16 protein-coding genes are annotated in these 16,311 nt (G+C 62.7%); 4 read left to right on the top strand and 12 right to left on the bottom strand.

Annotated elements, in window-relative coordinates:
- Positions 1 to 131: 131 nt before the first annotated feature.
- The 4 genes from whiA to uvrC all read right to left on the bottom strand — a co-directional run bounded on the left by whiA (position 132) and on the right by uvrC (position 5,210).
- Positions 132 to 1,109, bottom strand: a complete 978-nt coding sequence (gene whiA, locus ACHIRB_RS04475) for a DNA-binding protein WhiA (protein ID WP_395123416.1) — start codon at positions 1,107 to 1,109, stop codon at positions 132 to 134.
- Complete coding sequence (locus tag ACHIRB_RS04480) at positions 1,106 to 2,104, bottom strand: gluconeogenesis factor YvcK family protein (RefSeq protein ID WP_395115866.1); 999 nt, start codon at positions 2,102 to 2,104, stop codon at positions 1,106 to 1,108. The genes whiA and ACHIRB_RS04480 overlap by 4 nt, the downstream gene beginning before the upstream one ends.
- Entirely contained in the window at positions 2,101 to 3,033 is a 933-nt protein-coding gene (gene rapZ / locus ACHIRB_RS04485) for an RNase adapter RapZ (RefSeq protein ID WP_395115865.1), read from the bottom strand. The genes ACHIRB_RS04480 and rapZ overlap by 4 nt, the downstream gene beginning before the upstream one ends.
- A gap of 71 nt (positions 3,034 to 3,104) precedes the next feature.
- Complete coding sequence (uvrC, locus tag ACHIRB_RS04490) at positions 3,105 to 5,210, bottom strand: excinuclease ABC subunit UvrC (RefSeq protein WP_395115864.1); 2,106 nt, start codon at positions 5,208 to 5,210, stop codon at positions 3,105 to 3,107.
- Positions 5,211 to 5,275: 65 nt separating this feature from the next.
- Between uvrC and ggt the strand changes: the two genes are divergently transcribed.
- Positions 5,276 to 7,273, top strand: coding sequence for a gamma-glutamyltransferase (gene ggt, locus ACHIRB_RS04495; protein ID WP_395123303.1), 1,998 nt, complete (start codon positions 5,276 to 5,278; stop codon positions 7,271 to 7,273).
- A 7-nt stretch (positions 7,274 to 7,280) separates the two neighbouring features.
- Here the strand turns inward: ggt and ACHIRB_RS04500 are convergent, their stop codons facing one another.
- The 5 genes from ACHIRB_RS04500 to ribD are packed head-to-tail and all read right to left on the bottom strand — an operon-like array spanning position 7,281 to position 11,134.
- Positions 7,281 to 7,721 (bottom strand): PH domain-containing protein, encoded by a 441-nt coding sequence (locus ACHIRB_RS04500; RefSeq protein WP_395123415.1) that lies wholly within the window; start codon positions 7,719 to 7,721, stop codon positions 7,281 to 7,283.
- Positions 7,721 to 8,215 (bottom strand): 6,7-dimethyl-8-ribityllumazine synthase, encoded by a 495-nt coding sequence (ribH, locus tag ACHIRB_RS04505; RefSeq protein ID WP_395115863.1) that lies wholly within the window; start codon positions 8,213 to 8,215, stop codon positions 7,721 to 7,723. Before ribH ends, ACHIRB_RS04500 begins: the two co-directional genes overlap by 1 nt.
- Positions 8,212 to 9,465, bottom strand: coding sequence for a bifunctional 3,4-dihydroxy-2-butanone-4-phosphate synthase/GTP cyclohydrolase II (locus tag ACHIRB_RS04510; RefSeq protein ID WP_199701114.1), 1,254 nt, complete (start codon positions 9,463 to 9,465; stop codon positions 8,212 to 8,214). Before ACHIRB_RS04510 ends, ribH begins: the two co-directional genes overlap by 4 nt.
- A gap of 49 nt (positions 9,466 to 9,514) precedes the next feature.
- Positions 9,515 to 10,120 (bottom strand): riboflavin synthase, encoded by a 606-nt coding sequence (locus tag ACHIRB_RS04515; RefSeq protein WP_395116179.1) that lies wholly within the window; start codon positions 10,118 to 10,120, stop codon positions 9,515 to 9,517.
- A gap of 3 nt (positions 10,121 to 10,123) precedes the next feature.
- Positions 10,124 to 11,134 (bottom strand): bifunctional diaminohydroxyphosphoribosylaminopyrimidine deaminase/5-amino-6-(5-phosphoribosylamino)uracil reductase RibD, encoded by a 1,011-nt coding sequence (gene ribD, locus ACHIRB_RS04520; RefSeq protein ID WP_395123414.1) that lies wholly within the window; start codon positions 11,132 to 11,134, stop codon positions 10,124 to 10,126.
- A gap of 122 nt (positions 11,135 to 11,256) precedes the next feature.
- Between ribD and ACHIRB_RS04525 the strand changes: the two genes are divergently transcribed.
- Genes ACHIRB_RS04525 through ACHIRB_RS04535 form a run of 3 tightly spaced genes read left to right on the top strand, consistent with a single transcriptional unit; the run spans position 11,257 to position 14,911 of the window.
- A complete protein-coding gene (locus ACHIRB_RS04525) occupies positions 11,257 to 12,801 on the top strand; it encodes a type I restriction-modification system subunit M (RefSeq protein WP_395123302.1) in 1,545 nt (514 codons plus the stop codon).
- Positions 12,798 to 13,991, top strand: a complete 1,194-nt coding sequence (locus ACHIRB_RS04530) for a restriction endonuclease subunit S (RefSeq protein WP_395123301.1) — start codon at positions 12,798 to 12,800, stop codon at positions 13,989 to 13,991. The genes ACHIRB_RS04525 and ACHIRB_RS04530 overlap by 4 nt, the downstream gene beginning before the upstream one ends.
- 23 nt (positions 13,992 to 14,014) lie before the next feature.
- The gene (locus ACHIRB_RS04535; RefSeq protein WP_395127614.1) at positions 14,015 to 14,911 is read left to right on the top strand and encodes a restriction endonuclease; all 897 of its coding nucleotides are present in this window, start codon (positions 14,015 to 14,017) and stop codon (positions 14,909 to 14,911) included.
- A 54-nt stretch (positions 14,912 to 14,965) separates the two neighbouring features.
- On the opposite strand, the gene ACHIRB_RS04540 is transcribed toward ACHIRB_RS04535, so the two are convergent.
- The 3 genes from ACHIRB_RS04540 to ACHIRB_RS04550 all read right to left on the bottom strand — a co-directional run.
- Positions 14,966 to 15,325, bottom strand: coding sequence for a hypothetical protein (locus tag ACHIRB_RS04540; RefSeq protein WP_395123299.1), 360 nt, complete (start codon positions 15,323 to 15,325; stop codon positions 14,966 to 14,968).
- Positions 15,326 to 15,363: 38 nt separating this feature from the next.
- Positions 15,364 to 15,996, bottom strand: a complete 633-nt coding sequence (locus tag ACHIRB_RS04545; RefSeq protein ID WP_395123298.1) for a DUF2510 domain-containing protein — start codon at positions 15,994 to 15,996, stop codon at positions 15,364 to 15,366.
- The coding region (locus ACHIRB_RS04550) for a hypothetical protein (RefSeq protein ID WP_395127615.1) at positions 15,993 to 16,311 on the bottom strand (319 nt) is incomplete at its 5' end. The genes ACHIRB_RS04550 and ACHIRB_RS04545, both read right to left, overlap by 4 nt.

Below are 16,311 nucleotides of genomic sequence, written 5' to 3' on the forward strand. Positions count from 1 at the left end.
AGTTTGCTCCTTTTAGGTTTATCCATGGGATTTATGCATGGGTTTCGGCTGCCAGCCTAGTGCGCGCACACGTCGCGAATGCACGCCCCTGACGAGAAACGATCGCCAATTCGGCTACCGACCAGTAGTTATCAGGCTTCGTCGAGCAGATCAGCGGTGACGACCGACTCCGTATCTGGTACGCCCGTCTCTTTCGCCCTGCGATCCGCCATCGAAAGCAGGCGGCGAATACGTCCTGCCACAGCGTCTTTGGTCATCGGCGGTTCGGCGAGCTGACCCAACTCCTCCAACGACGCCTGACGATGCGCGACGCGAAGATTGCCGGCTGCCGCGAGATGGTCCGGAACATCGTCACCCAGAATTTGCAAAGCGCGTTCCACCCTGGCGGCCGCAGCGACCGCAGCACGAGCGGAACGTCGCAAGTTGGCGTCGTCGAAATTGGCGAGTCGGTTGGCGGTAGCCCGGACCTCGCGCCGCATCCGGCGCTCTTCCCACGTGAGCCGCGTGTCCTGCGCGCCCATCCGCGTCAGGAGTGCGCCGATGGCCTCGCCGTCACGAACGACAACTCGATCGGTGCCACGAACTTCCCGCGCCTTCGCGGCGATACCGAGTCGGCGCGCCGCTCCGACCAGCGCAAGTGCTGCCTCCGGACCCGGGCAACTGACCTCGAGTGCCGACGACCGACCTGGCTCGGTGAGGGATCCGTGTGCGAGGAAGGCGCCACGCCACGCTGCCTCTGCGTCACCGACACTTCCGCCCACGACCTGAGCGGGCAGACCGCGGACCGGACGACCGCGCACGTCGAGCAGACCGGTCTGCCGAGCGAGCGCCTCGCCCTCCTTCGCAACGCGAACGACGTAGCGCGAACTCTTCCGCAAACCACCTGCGCTGATGACGTGGACGTCCGAGCCGTAACCGAACAGTTCGAAAATTTCGCGTCGCAGCCTCCGTGCGATGGATCCGAGGTCGACCTCAGCTTCGACAACAACCCTGCCGCCGACGATGTGCAAACCGCCCGCAAACCGCAGCAGCGCGGAAAGTTCGGCCCGACGGGCGCTCTGCTGGGTGATGACGAGTCTGCTGAGCTCGTCTTTCACCTCCGCTGTCATCGCCACGAGGCGCTCTCCTTTCCACCGAGACCCGAACTGTCCGTATCGCGTCGGGCGAGTGTCGCCAACACCGATGCGAGTTTGCCGGAATGATGCTTGTGCGTGCCCGGCTCTGCGACATCGGCGAACAATACCTGTGCGCCGAGCGACTTCGCAGCCCGGCGAAGATGATCCCGTTCCCGACCCTCCGGCACCGACCCCGAATCGATCACGACGTGGTCGACCGCCAAACCCGGTGCGTGTTGGGACAATACGTGCAAATGGCGCTCGGCGGAGAATCCTGCGGTTTCTCCCGGTTGCGCGGCAAGATTGAGGACGAGCACCTTACGCGCCTGTGTCGCGATCAACGCTTCGAGCAGCTCCGGTACAAGTACGTGCGGTATGACGCTGGAGAACCACGAACCCGGTCCGAGGATCACCAGGTCTGCGTTGTCGATAGCGTCGAGAGCCTCGGGGCACGCCGGCGGATCGGACGGTATGAGCCGCACTCTGCGGACCTGCCCCGGCGTGGTCGCGACGGCGACCTGACCTCGGATCGCGCGGTTGACACGCGGATCGGCTTCGAGACCGGCGACGTCGGCTTCGATCGTCAGCGCGATCTGCGCCATCGGCAGCACCCTGCCGTCGAGCTGGAGGACACGGCCGAGTTCGTCGAGCGCGGCGACTGTGTCGCCGAGGACCTCGGTGAGGCCGGCGATGATCAGGTTGCCGACGGAATGCCCGGCGAGGGCACCCGTTCCGCGGAATCGATGCTGAACGGTTCGGGTCCAGACCTCGGCGCTGTCACCGTCGCCCGCCAGTGCAGCCAGAGCCATTCGCAGATCGCCGGGCGGTATGACGCCGAGTTCCGCACGCAATCGCCCCGACGAACCGCCATCGTCGGCGACCGTGACGATGGCCGTGATCGCGCTGGTCAGCCTGCGTATCGCAGTGAGCGTCGCGAAAAGACCGTGACCCCCGCCGAGCGCAACAACGGACGGTTGATCGCCCGTCATTCGCGACCCAGATCGCGGTGCACGACCCTCACAGCAGTGCCGTCTTCGTCATCGGTGATCAAATCTGCCAACGCCTCCGATATTGCGACACTGCGATGCTTGCCGCCGGTGCAGCCCACAGCAATCGTCATGTACCGCTTGCCCTCCTGACGGTAGCCCGCAGCAGTCAGCTCTACCAGGCGATGCGCGGTCTTCACGTAGTCTGCGGCGCCGTCGCGGGAGAGCACGTAGTCCCGCACGGCCGCCTCCTGCCCAGTTTGTTCTCTCAGCTCCGGAATCCAGTGCGGATTGGGGAGAAAACGCAAATCCAACACGATGTCGGCGTCGATCGGAACCCCGTACTTGAAACCGAACGATTGGACTGTTACCTGCAGCGATCCTGGGCCATCGCCGCCGACCCCGTAGGTTTCCTCGATCCGGCGATGCAGTTGATGCACCGAAAGCGCCGTGGTGTCGATGACGACGTCCGCCGCCGTTTTCACCTTCGACAAACGCTCGCGTTCGAGCGCGATTCCCGCCGACAACGTGCCGTCGGCGCTCTCGCTTTGCAACGGGTGCCTGCGGCGGGCGAAGCCGAACCTGCGGACCAATACTTCGTCGGACGCTTCTAGGAACAGCACACGGGTGCGCACGGATCGCGACTCGAGGTCGTGAATCACTTCGGTGAGATCGTCGGAGAAGAACCGACTGCGGACGTCCATCACGACGGCGAGGCGTCGAATCGGTGGTTCGGTCGCAAGCCCGAGATCGATCAGGCGGGAGATCAGGACCGGCGGCAGGTTGTCGGCGACGTACCAGCCGAGGTCTTCCAGCACCTTCGCTGCCGTGCCACGGCCCGCGCCGGAAACACCGGTGACAACAACGACGTCGACGCCCTGGTCCCCGCTCTGGTCGCTGTTCGCCTGCTCGCTCACCGCGTCTGCCCCCATCGTCTTCGGTCACGAATTACGGTCGAATCGTTGCTGGTTACTTCGAAGCAAACCGGCGTGTGCTGGCAACCCTAGTCACTGCCATCATTCCCTACTTGCACCGAATGCGAAGCCGAGCCGGCATCGACGACAGTTTCCGATTCCGCGCCGAGAGCGTCGAGAACAGCCTTCGCTGTCGTGACACCGATACCCGGAACCTCGGTGATCTCGTCGACGGTCGCCTTCTTCAATCTCGCGACGGAACCGAAATGCAGCACCAGCGCCGTTCGACGTGTTTCGCCGAGACCTTTCACCGAGTCGAGCGCCGACGCCGTCATCCGCCGCGACCGTTTGCTGCGATGGAACGTGATCGCGAAGCGGTGCGCTTCGTCGCGTACTCGCTGCAGCAGATAGAGCGATTCGCTCGTCCGCGGCAGGATGACGGGATCGATCTCGCCTGGTACCCAGACTTCTTCGAGTCGCTTGGCGAGCCCGATGACGGCGACATCGGTGATGCCGAGTTCGTCGAGCACTTCCGCCGCCGCAGCGACCTGTGGCGCGCCGCCGTCGACGACGTACAGGTTGGGCGGGTAGGCGAACTTGCGCGGGCGTCCGGTCTGCGGATCGATGTTCGCGTCCGGGACGACCGGACTGTCGTCGTGGATGACGGTGAGATCGCCTGGAACCGCGCCGCTCGTCAGATCACCGGTCGCGAAATCGCGGCGCATGCGGACGAATCGGCGTCTCGTCACCTCGGCGATGCTCGCGACGTCGTCGGAGTGACCGCCACCGGCGGCTTCTTTGATGGCGTAGTGCCGGTAGTCGGATTTGCGTGGCAGACCGTCCTCGAAGACGACGAGCGATGCGACGACGTCGGTGCCCTGCACGTGGCTGACGTCGACACATTCGATTCGCAGCGGCGCGGTGTCGAGATCGAGAGCTTCCTGTATCCCCTGCAGCGCAGCAGATCTGGACGTGAAATCGCTCGCGCGTTTGAGCTTGTGCTGAGCAAGTGCTTCCATCGCGTTGCGCTGCACGGTCTCTGCCAGCGCCTTCTTGTCACCGCGCTGCGGGACCCGCAATTGCACCGCGGAGCCGCGCAATCCCGACAACCATTCCTGCACCTCGTCGGCGTTGGGCGGCAAAGCGGGTACGAGCACTTCGCGTGGAACGACGGCACCCGGTTGTTCGACTTCGCCGCCGTCGGTGAGTGCGACCTCCTCGCCGTAGAACTGCGTGAGGAACTGCTCGACGAGGATCGGCAAATCTCCCCCGGCCGCGCCTGACTCCCCCGTGGTCGCCTCCACTTCGACTGCCTCGCCTGCCTTTTCGACGACCCAACCCCGCTGACCGCGAACCCGGCCGCCGCGGACGTGAAACACCTGGACAGCGGCCTCCAGATCGTCGGTGGCGAAGGCTACGAGGTCGGCGTCGGTGCCTGCACCGAGGACGACGGCCTGCTTCTCCAGAGCCCTTCGCAGTGCGCCGACGTCGTCGCGGAGCCGGGCAGCGGTCTCGAAATCGAGTTCGTCGGCGGCTTCCTGCATCCGCTTTTCGATCTGTCGGACCAACCGGTCGGTGTGGCCCGCGAGGAAGTCGCAGAAATCGTCGACGATGTCACGATGCTCCGCAGCAGAGACGCGGCCGATGCACGGGGCCGAACACTTGTCGATGTACCCGAGCAGACACGGACGTCCGATCTGCTTGTGACGCTTGAACACTCCCGCGGAACAGGTGCGGGCGGGAAAGACCCGCAGCAACAGATCCAAGGTCTCGCGAATTGCCCACGCGTGCGCGTACGGACCGAAGTAGCGGACCCCTTTTCGACGCGCACCGCGGTAGACGAACAGCCGCGGGTACTCCTCGTTGAGCGTGACAGCGAGCACCGGATAGGACTTGTCGTCGCGGTAGCGGACGTTGAAGCGCGGATCGAATTCCTTGATCCAGTTGTATTCGAGCTGCAGCGCCTCGACCTCCGTCGAGACGACCGTCCACTCGACGCTGGACGCAGAGGTGACCATCTGACGGGTCCGTGGATGCAGCCCGTAGATGTCGGCGAAGTACGAATTGAGCCGACTACGCAGGCTTTTCGCCTTGCCGACATAGATGACGCGGCCATGCTGATCACGAAATCTGTAGACGCCCGGTTCGACGGGTATGGATCCGGCGGCAGGCCGGTAGGTCGAGGGATCGGGCACAACAATCAGGTTAGCCGTGCCCTCGGACACTCCCATTCGGCGGCGAGTCGGGTTAGCGTCGGACTATGACCCGCGTCACAAGAACCGTCATCGGATTTCGGGCCGCAGTTGCGGCAGTACTCGCGTTCAGCATGGTCGCTGCGTGTTCAGTGAACGACAAGGACGGCAGCGACGACTCGGCGGCCAACACCGACGAGTCCTGCACGAGCGCACCCAACGGAACACCCGTCACTGCAGCACCTGCGCCGCCACCACCCGGCGGACCGCCGACGACGCAGAATCTGTCGACGAATCCCGAGATCGCGACCGGTTATCGATCGAACATGGTCGCAGTTCAGACGTCGTCGTACGCGGTGTCGACCGCAAACCCGCTCGCAACACAGGCAGCGTGCGAGGTGCTTCGTGACGGCGGCACCGCGGCCGATGCGCTGATCGTCGCGCAAACCGTCCTCGGACTCGTCGAGCCGCAGTCGTCCGGCATCGGGGGTGGCGCGTTCCTGCTCTACTACGACGCCGAATCCAAGAGCGTCGAGGCCTACGACGGACGCGAGACCGCACCGAAATCGGCAACCGAGAACTACCTGCGCTGGATCAGTGACACCGATCAGACCGAACCCAAGCCGACAACACGGGCGAGCGGACGATCGATCGGCGTGCCCGGTGCGCTGCGGATGCTGGAAATGGTGCACAACGACCACGGCCGCAAGGAGTGGCGCGAACTCTTCGACCCCGCCATCACGCTCGCCGACCAGGGGCTCGACATCAGTGCACGACTCGCTCAGCAGATCGCAGAGTCTGCCAAGGATCTCGCTGTCGACGAGAACGCTCGCGCCTACTTCCTCAACCCCGACGGGACGCCGAAGCCGGAAGGAACGAGGCTGACCAACCCGGCGATGGCAAAGACACTCGGAGCCATCGCGACCGACGGCGCCGATGCGTTCTACACCGGCTCGATCGCGCAGGCCATCGTCGACGCCACCGCCACGACGAGCGGTGGGCGCACACCCGGCCAGATCACCCTCGAAGACCTCGCCGGTTACCAGGCGAAAAAGCGGACGCCGCTGTGCACGTCGTATCGAGATCACGACATCTGCGGCATGCCGAACCCGTCGTCGGGTGGCACTGCCGTTGCGGCGACGCTCGGCATTCTGGAGAACTTCGATCTCGGCGAATTGGGGCCGACCAACGTCGACGACCCCAACGGTGGTGTACCCAACGCGAAGGCCGTGCACCTGATCACCGAGGCCGAGCGCCTCGCCTACGCCGATCGTGACAAGTACGTCGCCGACTCCGACTACGTACCGCTGCCTGGCAATTCGACGGACACGCTGCTGAACGAGGACTACCTGAAGCAGCGGGCAGCACTCATCGACCCAGGCAAGAGCATGGGTACCGCGCAGCCAGGTGACTTCGGTCCGGTGCCGCTCAGCAACGGCGGCCAGGACAAAGAACACGGCACCAGCCACATCTCGGTCGCCGACGAGTACGGCAACGTGGCCGCGATGACGACGACGGTCGAGTCGGCGTTCGGGTCGTTCCACGTCGTCGACGGGTTCGTCCTCAACAATCAGCTCACCGATTTCTCCGCGCAGCCTGTCGGCCCGGACGGTGTGCCGCTGGCGAATCGACTTGAACCCGGCAAGCGGCCGCGCAGTTCGATGGCTCCGACCCTCGTCTTCGACCTGAACGACGACGGCACTCGCGGTGACGTGTCCCTTGTCGCCGGTTCACCCGGCGGTTCGGTGATCATTCAGTTCGTCGTCAAAACACTTGTCGGCGTGCTCGATTGGGGACTCGATCCGCAGCAGGCGGTCTCTGCCATCGCATTCGGTGCCGCCAACACACCGGCGACCGGCATCGGCGGTGAGCACCCGAATGTCAACGCCGCCAACGACGGTGCGGACGATCCACTCGTCAAGGAACTTCGGGCGCTCGGCCATCAGGTGTCCGTCGCACCACAATCGAGCGGGCTGTCCACCTTGCAGCGAGACGATTCCGGCTGGATCGGTGGAGCTGATCCCCGACGGGAAGGTGCGGTGATGGGCGACAAGTCGAGCGGCTAGCCCCCGACTAGCGCTGGCCCGCGTACTTGTCGCCGAGTGCGCGGAAACGCCGAACTGCGTCGACGGCACGTTCGCGGTCGTTCGCCTGAATCGCGAGGACCGGAAGGTATTCGTCGTCGGGAAGTTCGATCCGGGCCCAGGCTGCGCCGTCAGGAAAGGTCAAGTCCTGCACCAGGTCCCAGTCCACGGCCTTCTCCGTGAACAAGGTGCGGACGCGGACTCCGGACGCGTCCGCGCGCAGTCGCGGCCTTGTGAACAACAGCACAGCACCAGCGAGAATGAACCCGAGGACCACCATCGCCGCCTGGTCGGCAGGCTGGAAGAACACACCGGTATCCGAACGGCGCAGCAATACACCGACCAGGATGAAGAACAGCACCAGCGCGATCGCGAACGCGATGGCCAGTCGGGTGGTGCGGTGTGGCCGCACTTCGAGATCCCACGCCATCAGGACGACTGCCTTGTCCACGGCTGGCGCAGCCCGCGCAACGTGAGTGCGGCGTCTATCGCTGCCGCACAAGCCTGTTCGCCTTTGTCCTCCGCCGATCCGGGCAAGCCTGCGCGGTCGAGCGCCTGCGCCTCCGTGTCGGTGGTGAGGACACCGTTACCGATCGGGGTGCTCTCGTCGAGCGACACCCGCGTCAGGCCGGCCGTGACGGCGTCGCAGACATATTCGAAATGTGGTGTGCCACCGCGAATGACAACACCCAAGGCAACAACCGCATCGTTGGAGCGTGCCAATGTCTGTGCGACAACGGGCAATTCGCCCGCTCCCGCGACTCGGACGATCGTCACATCGGTGATGCCGACCTTATCGGCGACTCGCTGCGCGCCGGCAACGAGCGCTTCGCAGATCTCGGTATGCCACCGCGACGCGACGATGCCAAGTTTGATGTCCTTCGCCTCGGCCAGTTTCAGATCGGGAATGCCGGACCCGCTCATCGGGCCGTGCCCGCGTCGAAATCGTCGAGACCGATCAGGTCGTGACCCATCCGGTCGCGTTTGGTTCGCAGATAACGCAGATTTTCCGCATTCGCGCGAACCGGCATCGGGACCCGCTCGGTGATCTGGAGACCGTAGCCGTCGAGGCCGACCCGCTTCGCCGGGTTGTTGGTGAGCAACCGCATGGAGCTGATGCCGAGGTCGACGAGGATCTGCGCACCCGTGCCGTAGTCGCGGGAGTCTGCGGGCAGACCGAGCTGCAGGTTCGCGTCGACAGTGTCCTGGCCCTGGTCTTGCAGCTGGTAGGCCTGCAGTTTGTGCAGCAGACCGATGCCGCGACCCTCGTGGCCACGCATGTACAACACGACGCCGCGACCTTCCTGCGCAACCATGTCGAGCGCGGCGTCCAGCTGCGGTCCGCAGTCGCACCGCAGCGAACCGAAGACGTCGCCGGTGAGACATTCGGAGTGCACGCGAACGAGCACGTCGTCACCCTTGCCGTCCGCTCCCGGGATGTCGCCGCGGACCAGTGCCACATGCTCGATGTCGTCGTAGATGCTCTGGTACCCGACTGCGCGGAACTCGCCGTGCCGCGTCGGAATCCGAGCATCGGCAACACGCACGACGTGCTTTTCGTGCTTGCGTCGCCAGGCGATGAGGTCGGCGATGGAAATGAGCGCGAGGTTGTGTTCGTCGGCGAAAACGCGCAGCTCGTCGGTCTGGGCCATATGACCCTCGTCCTTCTGGCTCACGATTTCGCAGATCACGCCGGCGGGCCGGAGGTCGGCCATCGTCGCGAGGTCCACTGCTGCCTCGGTATGCCCGGGACGACGTAGGACGCCACCCTCCTTGGCACGGAGTGGGACGACGTGGCCGGGACGGGTGAAGTCGTTGGCGCCCGTGCTCGGATCGGCGAGCAGGCGCATCGTCGCGGCCCGGTCGGATGCGGAAATGCCTGTTCCGATTCCTTCGCGCGCGTCGACGGTCACCGTGTAGGCAGTGCCGTGTTTGTCCTGATTCGTCGCGAACATGGGCGGTAGGCCGAGCCGATCGCAGTCCTCGCCCGACAGCGGAACACACAGATAGCCGGACGTGTAGCGAACCATGAAGGCCACCAGCTCGGGGGTCGCCTTCTCGGCCGCGAAGATCAGATCGCCTTCGTTCTCGCGGTCTTCGTCGTCGACCACGACAACTGCTTTACCTGCGGCGATGTCTGCGATCGCCCGCTCGATGCTGTCGAACCTGGTCACGTGCCTGCGCTCCAATTCAATCGGCTGTCACTAGAAGGTTACGGCGAGGTCAGCCGCGCAGTTGCAGCCGCTCGACATACTTTGCAATTACATCGACCTCGAGGTTCACCGGGTCGCCGACCACCGCGCGCCCGAGGTTGGTCAATTCCAGTGTGGTCGGGATGAGCGACACCTCGAAATAGTCGCCCGAATCGTCGACGCCGAGCGACGACACGGTCAGCGAGATGCCGTCCACCGTGATCGAGCCCTTCTCCACCACGTAGCGAGCGATCGGGTCCGGCAGTGCGACGCGCACGATCTCCCAGTGCTCCGACGGGGTTCGCGACAGGATCCGCCCGGTGCCGTCGACGTGCCCCTGGACCAGGTGACCACCGAGGCGACTGTTCAGCGCGGCCGCACGCTCGAGGTTCACGACGCTGCCGACATTCAGAGCGCCCAGACTCGACCTGTCGAGGGTTTCCTTCATCACGTCGGCGGTGAACGACGTGTTGTCCACTACATCGACGACCGTCAGGCAGACACCGTTCACTGCGATCGAATCACCGTGTCCTGCATCCGAAGTCACGAGTGGTCCACGGACGGTGAACCTAGCGGAATCGCTCAGGTCGTCCTTCGCGACGATCTCGCCGAGTTCTTCGACTATTCCTGTGAACAACGTTCATTCCTCCGAGTGATTGATCGTGCTGTCGAACTGGACCAACGACAACAGAACGTCGGGTCCGATCGTCTCGACGCTCTCCCTTCGAAACCGCAACGCCTGCTCGATATTCCCGATGCCAGCGCCGCCGAGCGCCGACCGCCCGTCGCCGAGTAGAACGGGCGCGATGTAGGCGAGGATCCGGTCGACTCTGCGGGCTTCGAGAAACGCCCCCGCCAACGTCGGTCCGCCTTCCAGAAGAACGTCGGTGTACTCGGCGAGAGCGTCGACAACCTCGTTCGGGTCCCTGGTCTTCAGAACCAATGTCGGCGCAGCCTTGTCGAGAATCCGAGCCGTCGACGGGATGTCTGTATGTCCGACGACGACCCGCTCCGGCTGATGCGAGGCCAATTCTCCACTGGGCAGACGTGCTGTCAGCCACGGATCGTCGGCGAGCACGGTCCCTGTGCCGACGATGATGGCGTCGAGTTTGGCGCGTTCTGCGTGGACCTGTGCTCGGGCAATCGGTCCGGTGATCCACTTGCTCGTGCCGTCGGCTGCGGCACTGCGCCCGTCGAGGCTGGCTGCATACTTCCAGGTCACGTGGGGTCGGCCGGTGCGTTGTTTGTGTAGCCACGCGCGCAGCGGGCCTGCCGCGACTTCGTCGGCCAATACCCCGGCGTGGGTTGCGATACCGGCCTGTTGTAGCGCCGCCGCTCCCCCGGCCGCCGCTGGATTCGGATCACCTAGAGCAAAATGTACGGTCGCGATGCCGGCGTCGATCAGAGCCTTCGTGCACGGCGGGGTGCGGCCGAAGTGGTTGCATGGTTCCAGGGTGACGACAGCGGTCCCGCCGCGGGCGAGCTCACCTGCTGCCTGGAGTGCCACCACTTCCGCGTGCGGTCCGCCGGGAGGTTGGGTTGCGCCGGTACCAACGATGGCGCCGGTGACATCCAGAATCACCGCGCCGACAGGCGGATTCGGATACGTGGTCCCGCGAACACCCTCTGCCGCGGAGATCGCCGAACGCATCGCAGTCTCGATCACGGCATCGGAAGTCGGCACGTCGCGAGTTTAGACCGGGCTTGCATCGTGTCAGGGCGCCGCCGATATACGGTGCTGGTGGATTCCGAACAGAGTGGGGACGGGCGCGCATGATCACCGGTGAAATCAAGAGCCAGATCGACCGAATTTGGGACGTGATCTGGTCTGGCGGGATGTCGAACCCGCTGGAGGTAGTAGAGCAGCTCACGTACTTGCTGTTCATCAAGCGACTCGACGATCAGCAGACCACCGCTCTCGAGCGGGCGACACTGCTGGACGAACCACTGGTCGACAATCCCTTCCGCCTCGGCAAAGACGAACTGGGTCGCGACTACGACGATCTGCGCTGGTCACGGCTGAAAAACATGCATCCCGAAGAGGCGTTCGATGTCGTCGCCAATCGGGTCTTCCCATATATCCGCGAAATGCGCGGCGACGAGTCCACCTACGCACAGCACATGAAGGACGCGCGACTGACAATTCCGAGCGCGAGCCTCCTGTCGCGTGTCATAGACCTCCTCGACGCGGTTCCGATGGACAACCTGGATACCAAGGGCGACGTCTACGAGTACCTACTGTCGGAGATCTCCTCGGCGGGCAAGAACGGCCAATTCCGCACACCCCGTCACATCATTCAGTTGATGGTCGAGATGCTCGCCCCAGAACCGGGCGACACAATCGTCGATCCAGCCTCCGGCACGTGCGGCTTCCTCGTAGCCGCGACCGAGTACATGCGTGCTCACCATGCGGACGCCATCAACTCCGGCAAGTGGCGCGAACACTTCCATCGTCAGATGTTCCACGGCTTCGATTTCGACAACACGATGCTGCGCATCGGTTCGATGAACATGCTGCTCCACGGCGTCGAGCAGCCCGATGTGCGTTATCGCGACTCACTCGCGGAGTCGAACACTGGCGACGCCGACGCCTACTCGATGGTGTTGGCCAATCCCCCGTTTGCGGGTTCGCTCGACTACGAGAACACCGCAAAAGACTTGCAGCGAATCGTCAAAACCAAGAAAACGGAATTGCTGTTCGTCGCACTCTTCCTGCGGTTGCTGAAGCCAGGCGGTCGAGCGGCAGTGATCGTGCCAGACGGCGTGTTGTTCGGATCGTCCAAAGCGCACAAGGAACTTCGTCGGACGCTCGTCGAGGACCACAAGCTCGATGCTGTCGTGAAGCTCCCATCCGGAGTGTTCAAGCCGTATGCAGGCGTATCGACGGCCATCTTGTTCTTCACCAAAACCAACTCGGGCGGTACCGAAAAGGTCTGGTTCTACGAAGTCACAGCCGACGGAATGTCTCTGGACGACAAGCGAACTCCGCTGCTTTCGGACGAGAAGTTGGGCGCTCTCGCTGTATTGACTGACGAGGAGCACGGGAAGAACAACTTGCCGGACGTTCTGAAGCGCTGGCAGTCCCGCAACTCGACCGAAAAGGATCGAGAACGAACAGATCAGTCCTTCTGCGCTCCGAAGGCTGACATAGCGGCACAGGATTATGACCTGTCCCTCAATCGCTACAAAGAGATCGTGCACGAAGAAATCGAGCACAGGTCGCCGACAGAGATCCTTGACGAGCTCGACCAGCTCGAAAAAGAGATCGCCGACGGAATGGCCGAGTTGCGGGCCATGCTGCTGGGGGGTGCGGAGTGAAAAAATGGCCCACGAGGCGACTTAGCGATGTCGCTGAGGTCTTTAACGGCAAGACACCACCAAAAGGAGAGCAGCGGGAATCTGGATACCCCGTATTAAAGATTCGCGATGTTGATGGCCTTGGAACCTTCCGCGGACCGTTTCAATCGTTCGTGGACGACACGTACGCTGCGAAGTACAACTCCAAATTTGTCCGTAAAGGCGATTTACTAATTCTGAATGCGGCGCATAGCGCCACCCATGTTGCTTCGAAGACATACCGTGCGAGTCCGCAGGCCTACGATGCGCTGGCAACCGGAGAATGGCTTGTTGTGCGGCCAAGCAGCGAGTCGCTGGACCCGGGTTTTATGTCGCACTGGATTAATCACCCAGCAACACGTGGACGACTTCGAGAGATAGTTAATGGAATCCACCTATATCCGAGAGACGTTGCAGCGCTTGATATACCACTCCCACCCCTCCCCGAGCAGCGCAGGATAGCGGCGATCCTCGATCATGCGGACGCTCTCCGAACCAAGCGTCGCGAGGCCCTCAGCAGGCTCGATGAGTTGGCACAGACAGTCTTCATCGAAACCTTCGACTCCGATACGCCTCATCTAATACGACCTCTTGGTGAGGTTGCAGACGTGGCATCTGGAATAACAAAGGGACGACGTCTGAGCGAGGGCACACCGACGACGACTGTTCCATATATGACGGTTGCAAACGTCCAGGACAAGAATCTGGATTTGACGACTGTAAAGGAAATTGAAGCTACTGAAGCTGAGATCTCACGATACCGACTTAAATACAACGACCTGCTTCTGACGGAGGGAGGCGATCCAGATAAACTTGGACGAGGCACGTTGTGGCGCGAAGAACTCCCTTTGACGATTCATCAGAACCATATTTTCAGAGTCCGTTCAACGTCTGACGCCGTCGACCCGGTCTACATGAACTGGAGCATCGGCAGTCGGCACGGCAAGGCGTATTTCCTGCGGTCCGCGAAACAAACCACGGGTATCGCATCGATCAACAGCACGCAATTGAAGAACTTTCCACTCCCTATACCCCCGATGAACCTTCAGTCTTCCTTCAAGGAACGCATCCGGGAGATTTCGAGAACAAAGAGAAACCAATTGCTAGCCACAGAGCAATTGGAAACTCTATTTCAGGCACTCCAATCCCGCGCATTCAGGGGCGAACTATGACGGCGCCCGGGCCCGTCTCAGGAATGCCAGTTTGGTACGGGTTTCTCACGCCGGTTTTGGAAGTCCTCGCCGATGGTGCGACGTGGAGCAAGCGCGACCTGCACATTGCGGTCTTCGACCATATTGGCCTGACTCCCGAGCAGCTGGAAGAAACCCTACCTTCCGGAAAAAGCCGCGCTGATAACCGAATCGGTTGGGCGTTAAGCGGATTGAACCGAGCGGAGTTGGTCCGTAGGCCCGTGCGTGCGACGTTTGTGATCACCGATGCCGGACGCCAGATGCTCGCAGCACACCCAAACGGCATCAACGAGAAGATCCTCAAGAGTGTTCCCGCATACAAGGCCTACGTGCCTGCCGCGAGTGCATCGGTCACGGAAGACGCTCCACAAGAGATTGATTCAGATGCGGAACCGCTCGAGCAAATCGAGGCAGGCGTCGCGCGCGTCCACAAGTCGGTGGCCATCGACCTACTTAAGCGCCTACGCGACCAGCATCCGGAGTTCCTCGAGCACGCGGTCCTCAAATTGCTTGTCGCGATGGGCTACGGCGGGGCTGAGCAGCGAGCCACTCGGATCGGCGGCACAAATGACGGCGGCGTTGACGGCGTCATCGATCAGGACCCACTCGGACTCGAGCGCATCTACGTCCAGGCGAAGCGCTATGCCGCCGACAACACCGTTGGCCGCGAAGCGATCCAGGCCTTCGTCGGCGCTTTGCACGGCGTCGGCGCGGCACGCGGAGTCTTCATCACAACCAGCCAATTCTCTCAGGGTGCAAGAGATTACGTGAACAACATCAGCGCCCGGGTGATCCTCATCGACGGTCAGCGGCTGACATCGCTGATGATCAAGTACCACATCGGCGTCCAGGTACGTGACACGTTCACCGTCGTCGAGGTCGATGAGGACTACTTCGAGTAGTCGGCCGCGACGGTCGGCACCGAACCAGTAGCCGGCCGTCGCACCCGGAACCACCTAGCTCCCCGACGACCCCGTCCCTGGCCTCGGCGGAACCATCGTCCACGTCCCGCAGTCCTCGGTGTTGAACGCGTAGTCAGTAGGCTTGATGGTCACCTGCATCCGTCCGCTGTCGACGAAGTCGTTCGCGATGATGTCGTCGAAATCTCCGCTCGTGCCGGACAGTCGCTCCCAGTAGCAGCCGTACTTGCTCGACGGTCCGGTCGACGTGTAGATGCCGGGATGTATATCGACCCCAACGACGTAGATGCCGTTCTGGTCCATCAGCCCGACCGGACCTGCCGTAGCTGGACCCGCGAACGCGACGATCGAAGCAACGGATAGTGCGCCCGCGGCGGCAAAGATGTTCTTGTTCATAATGTTTCCTTCAGTTTCTTGTTGGTGGGGTTGTCTGGCTAGTTGGCCGCGGATCCGGTGACTTCTACGATGTTGGCCCGAAGTTTGGGCACCGTCGTGTTCCCACCGCGCTGGGTGTCGTACGTGTAGGACCCGACGACTTCGGCGTAGATGGTGACCAGATCGTCCTCGACGACGGGCTTCAACGTTTGACTCGATGCCTCGACCATCGTGTTGATGTCGTAGTCGAAGACTGAGTCCTGGGGAGCGTTCGCCGTACGTACGAGCATGTTCTGCGGTCCAGTCGCGGAGTCGAACTGCGTAACCCGGCCATAGACAACAACCTTCTGACCGGCGTGTGCGTCGGGATCCTTGACGAGCAATGCGTAGTCGCGAAATTCGATGGACGAGTAGGTCGCCGGATTCAGCCTCGCTGCTTCCGCCTCCGCCCGCGCTTCAGCTTCGAGGCGCACCGATTCTGCGGCTGCCGCCGACGCAGATGCCGAAGCCGCCTGGCTCGCAGACACTTCCGCAGCGCTACGAGTCGGCACCACAGCTGATGTTGCGAGGGCGCTTTCGTCTGCGGTATCGGTTGCCGTACACGCGGCGACACCTAGAACCGCCGATGCGATGGCGACCAGCAGCGCGACCGATCGAGCGGACGCGCGGACCCGAAACTTGGGTGATCTCATTGTTTCTCTCCTGTCAGTGGATGCTCCAGGGAGGAGCCGAACAGACTGACAGAAGCCACCGACAACTTTCCGCGACGCCGCCCAGTACGACGCCCGTGCGGAAAATCCGGATGCAACTTGTCGGTGCCGTGACGCATACTGCTCGGCTGCCCAAAATCCGGCAGCGAGGAGGAAGTGATGACACTGCACGCAAACGTCGGCAACGAGTTTTTCGCCGTCGACGACAATCCTGACGGAAGTATCGACGAGTTAGCCCAGATCTTTCTCCGGGCTGACGTGCCGGCTTGATCTGTTTCGGATTGGGTTTTCGATCTT

The organism is Antrihabitans spumae (assembly GCF_043944905.1).
Taxonomy (GTDB): domain Bacteria; phylum Actinomycetota; class Actinomycetes; order Mycobacteriales; family Mycobacteriaceae; genus Antrihabitans; species Antrihabitans spumae.

Excerpts from the sequence above, each read along its gene's own strand:
- whiA (WP_395123416.1), bottom strand. The coding sequence starts at position 1,109 with ATGACAGCGGAGGTGAAAGACGAGCTCAGCAGACTCGTCATCACCCAG.
- ACHIRB_RS04480 (WP_395115866.1), bottom strand. The coding sequence starts at position 2,104 with ATGACGGGCGATCAACCGTCCGTTGTTGCGCTCGGCGGGGGTCACGGT.
- rapZ (WP_395115865.1), bottom strand. The coding sequence starts at position 3,033 with ATGGGGGCAGACGCGGTGAGCGAGCAGGCGAACAGCGACCAGAGCGGG.
- ggt (WP_395123303.1), top strand. The coding sequence starts at position 5,276 with ATGACCCGCGTCACAAGAACCGTCATCGGATTTCGGGCCGCAGTTGCG.
- ACHIRB_RS04500 (WP_395123415.1), bottom strand. The coding sequence starts at position 7,721 with ATGGCGTGGGATCTCGAAGTGCGGCCACACCGCACCACCCGACTGGCC.
- ribH (WP_395115863.1), bottom strand. The coding sequence starts at position 8,215 with ATGAGCGGGTCCGGCATTCCCGATCTGAAACTGGCCGAGGCGAAGGAC.
- ribD (WP_395123414.1), bottom strand. The coding sequence starts at position 11,134 with ATGCGTTCGGCGATCTCCGCGGCAGAGGGTGTTCGCGGGACCACGTAT.
- ACHIRB_RS04525 (WP_395123302.1), top strand. The coding sequence starts at position 11,257 with ATGATCACCGGTGAAATCAAGAGCCAGATCGACCGAATTTGGGACGTG.
- ACHIRB_RS04535 (WP_395127614.1), top strand. The coding sequence starts at position 14,015 with ATGCCAGTTTGGTACGGGTTTCTCACGCCGGTTTTGGAAGTCCTCGCC.
- ACHIRB_RS04540 (WP_395123299.1), bottom strand. The coding sequence starts at position 15,325 with ATGAACAAGAACATCTTTGCCGCCGCGGGCGCACTATCCGTTGCTTCG.
- ACHIRB_RS04545 (WP_395123298.1), bottom strand. The coding sequence starts at position 15,996 with ATGAGATCACCCAAGTTTCGGGTCCGCGCGTCCGCTCGATCGGTCGCG.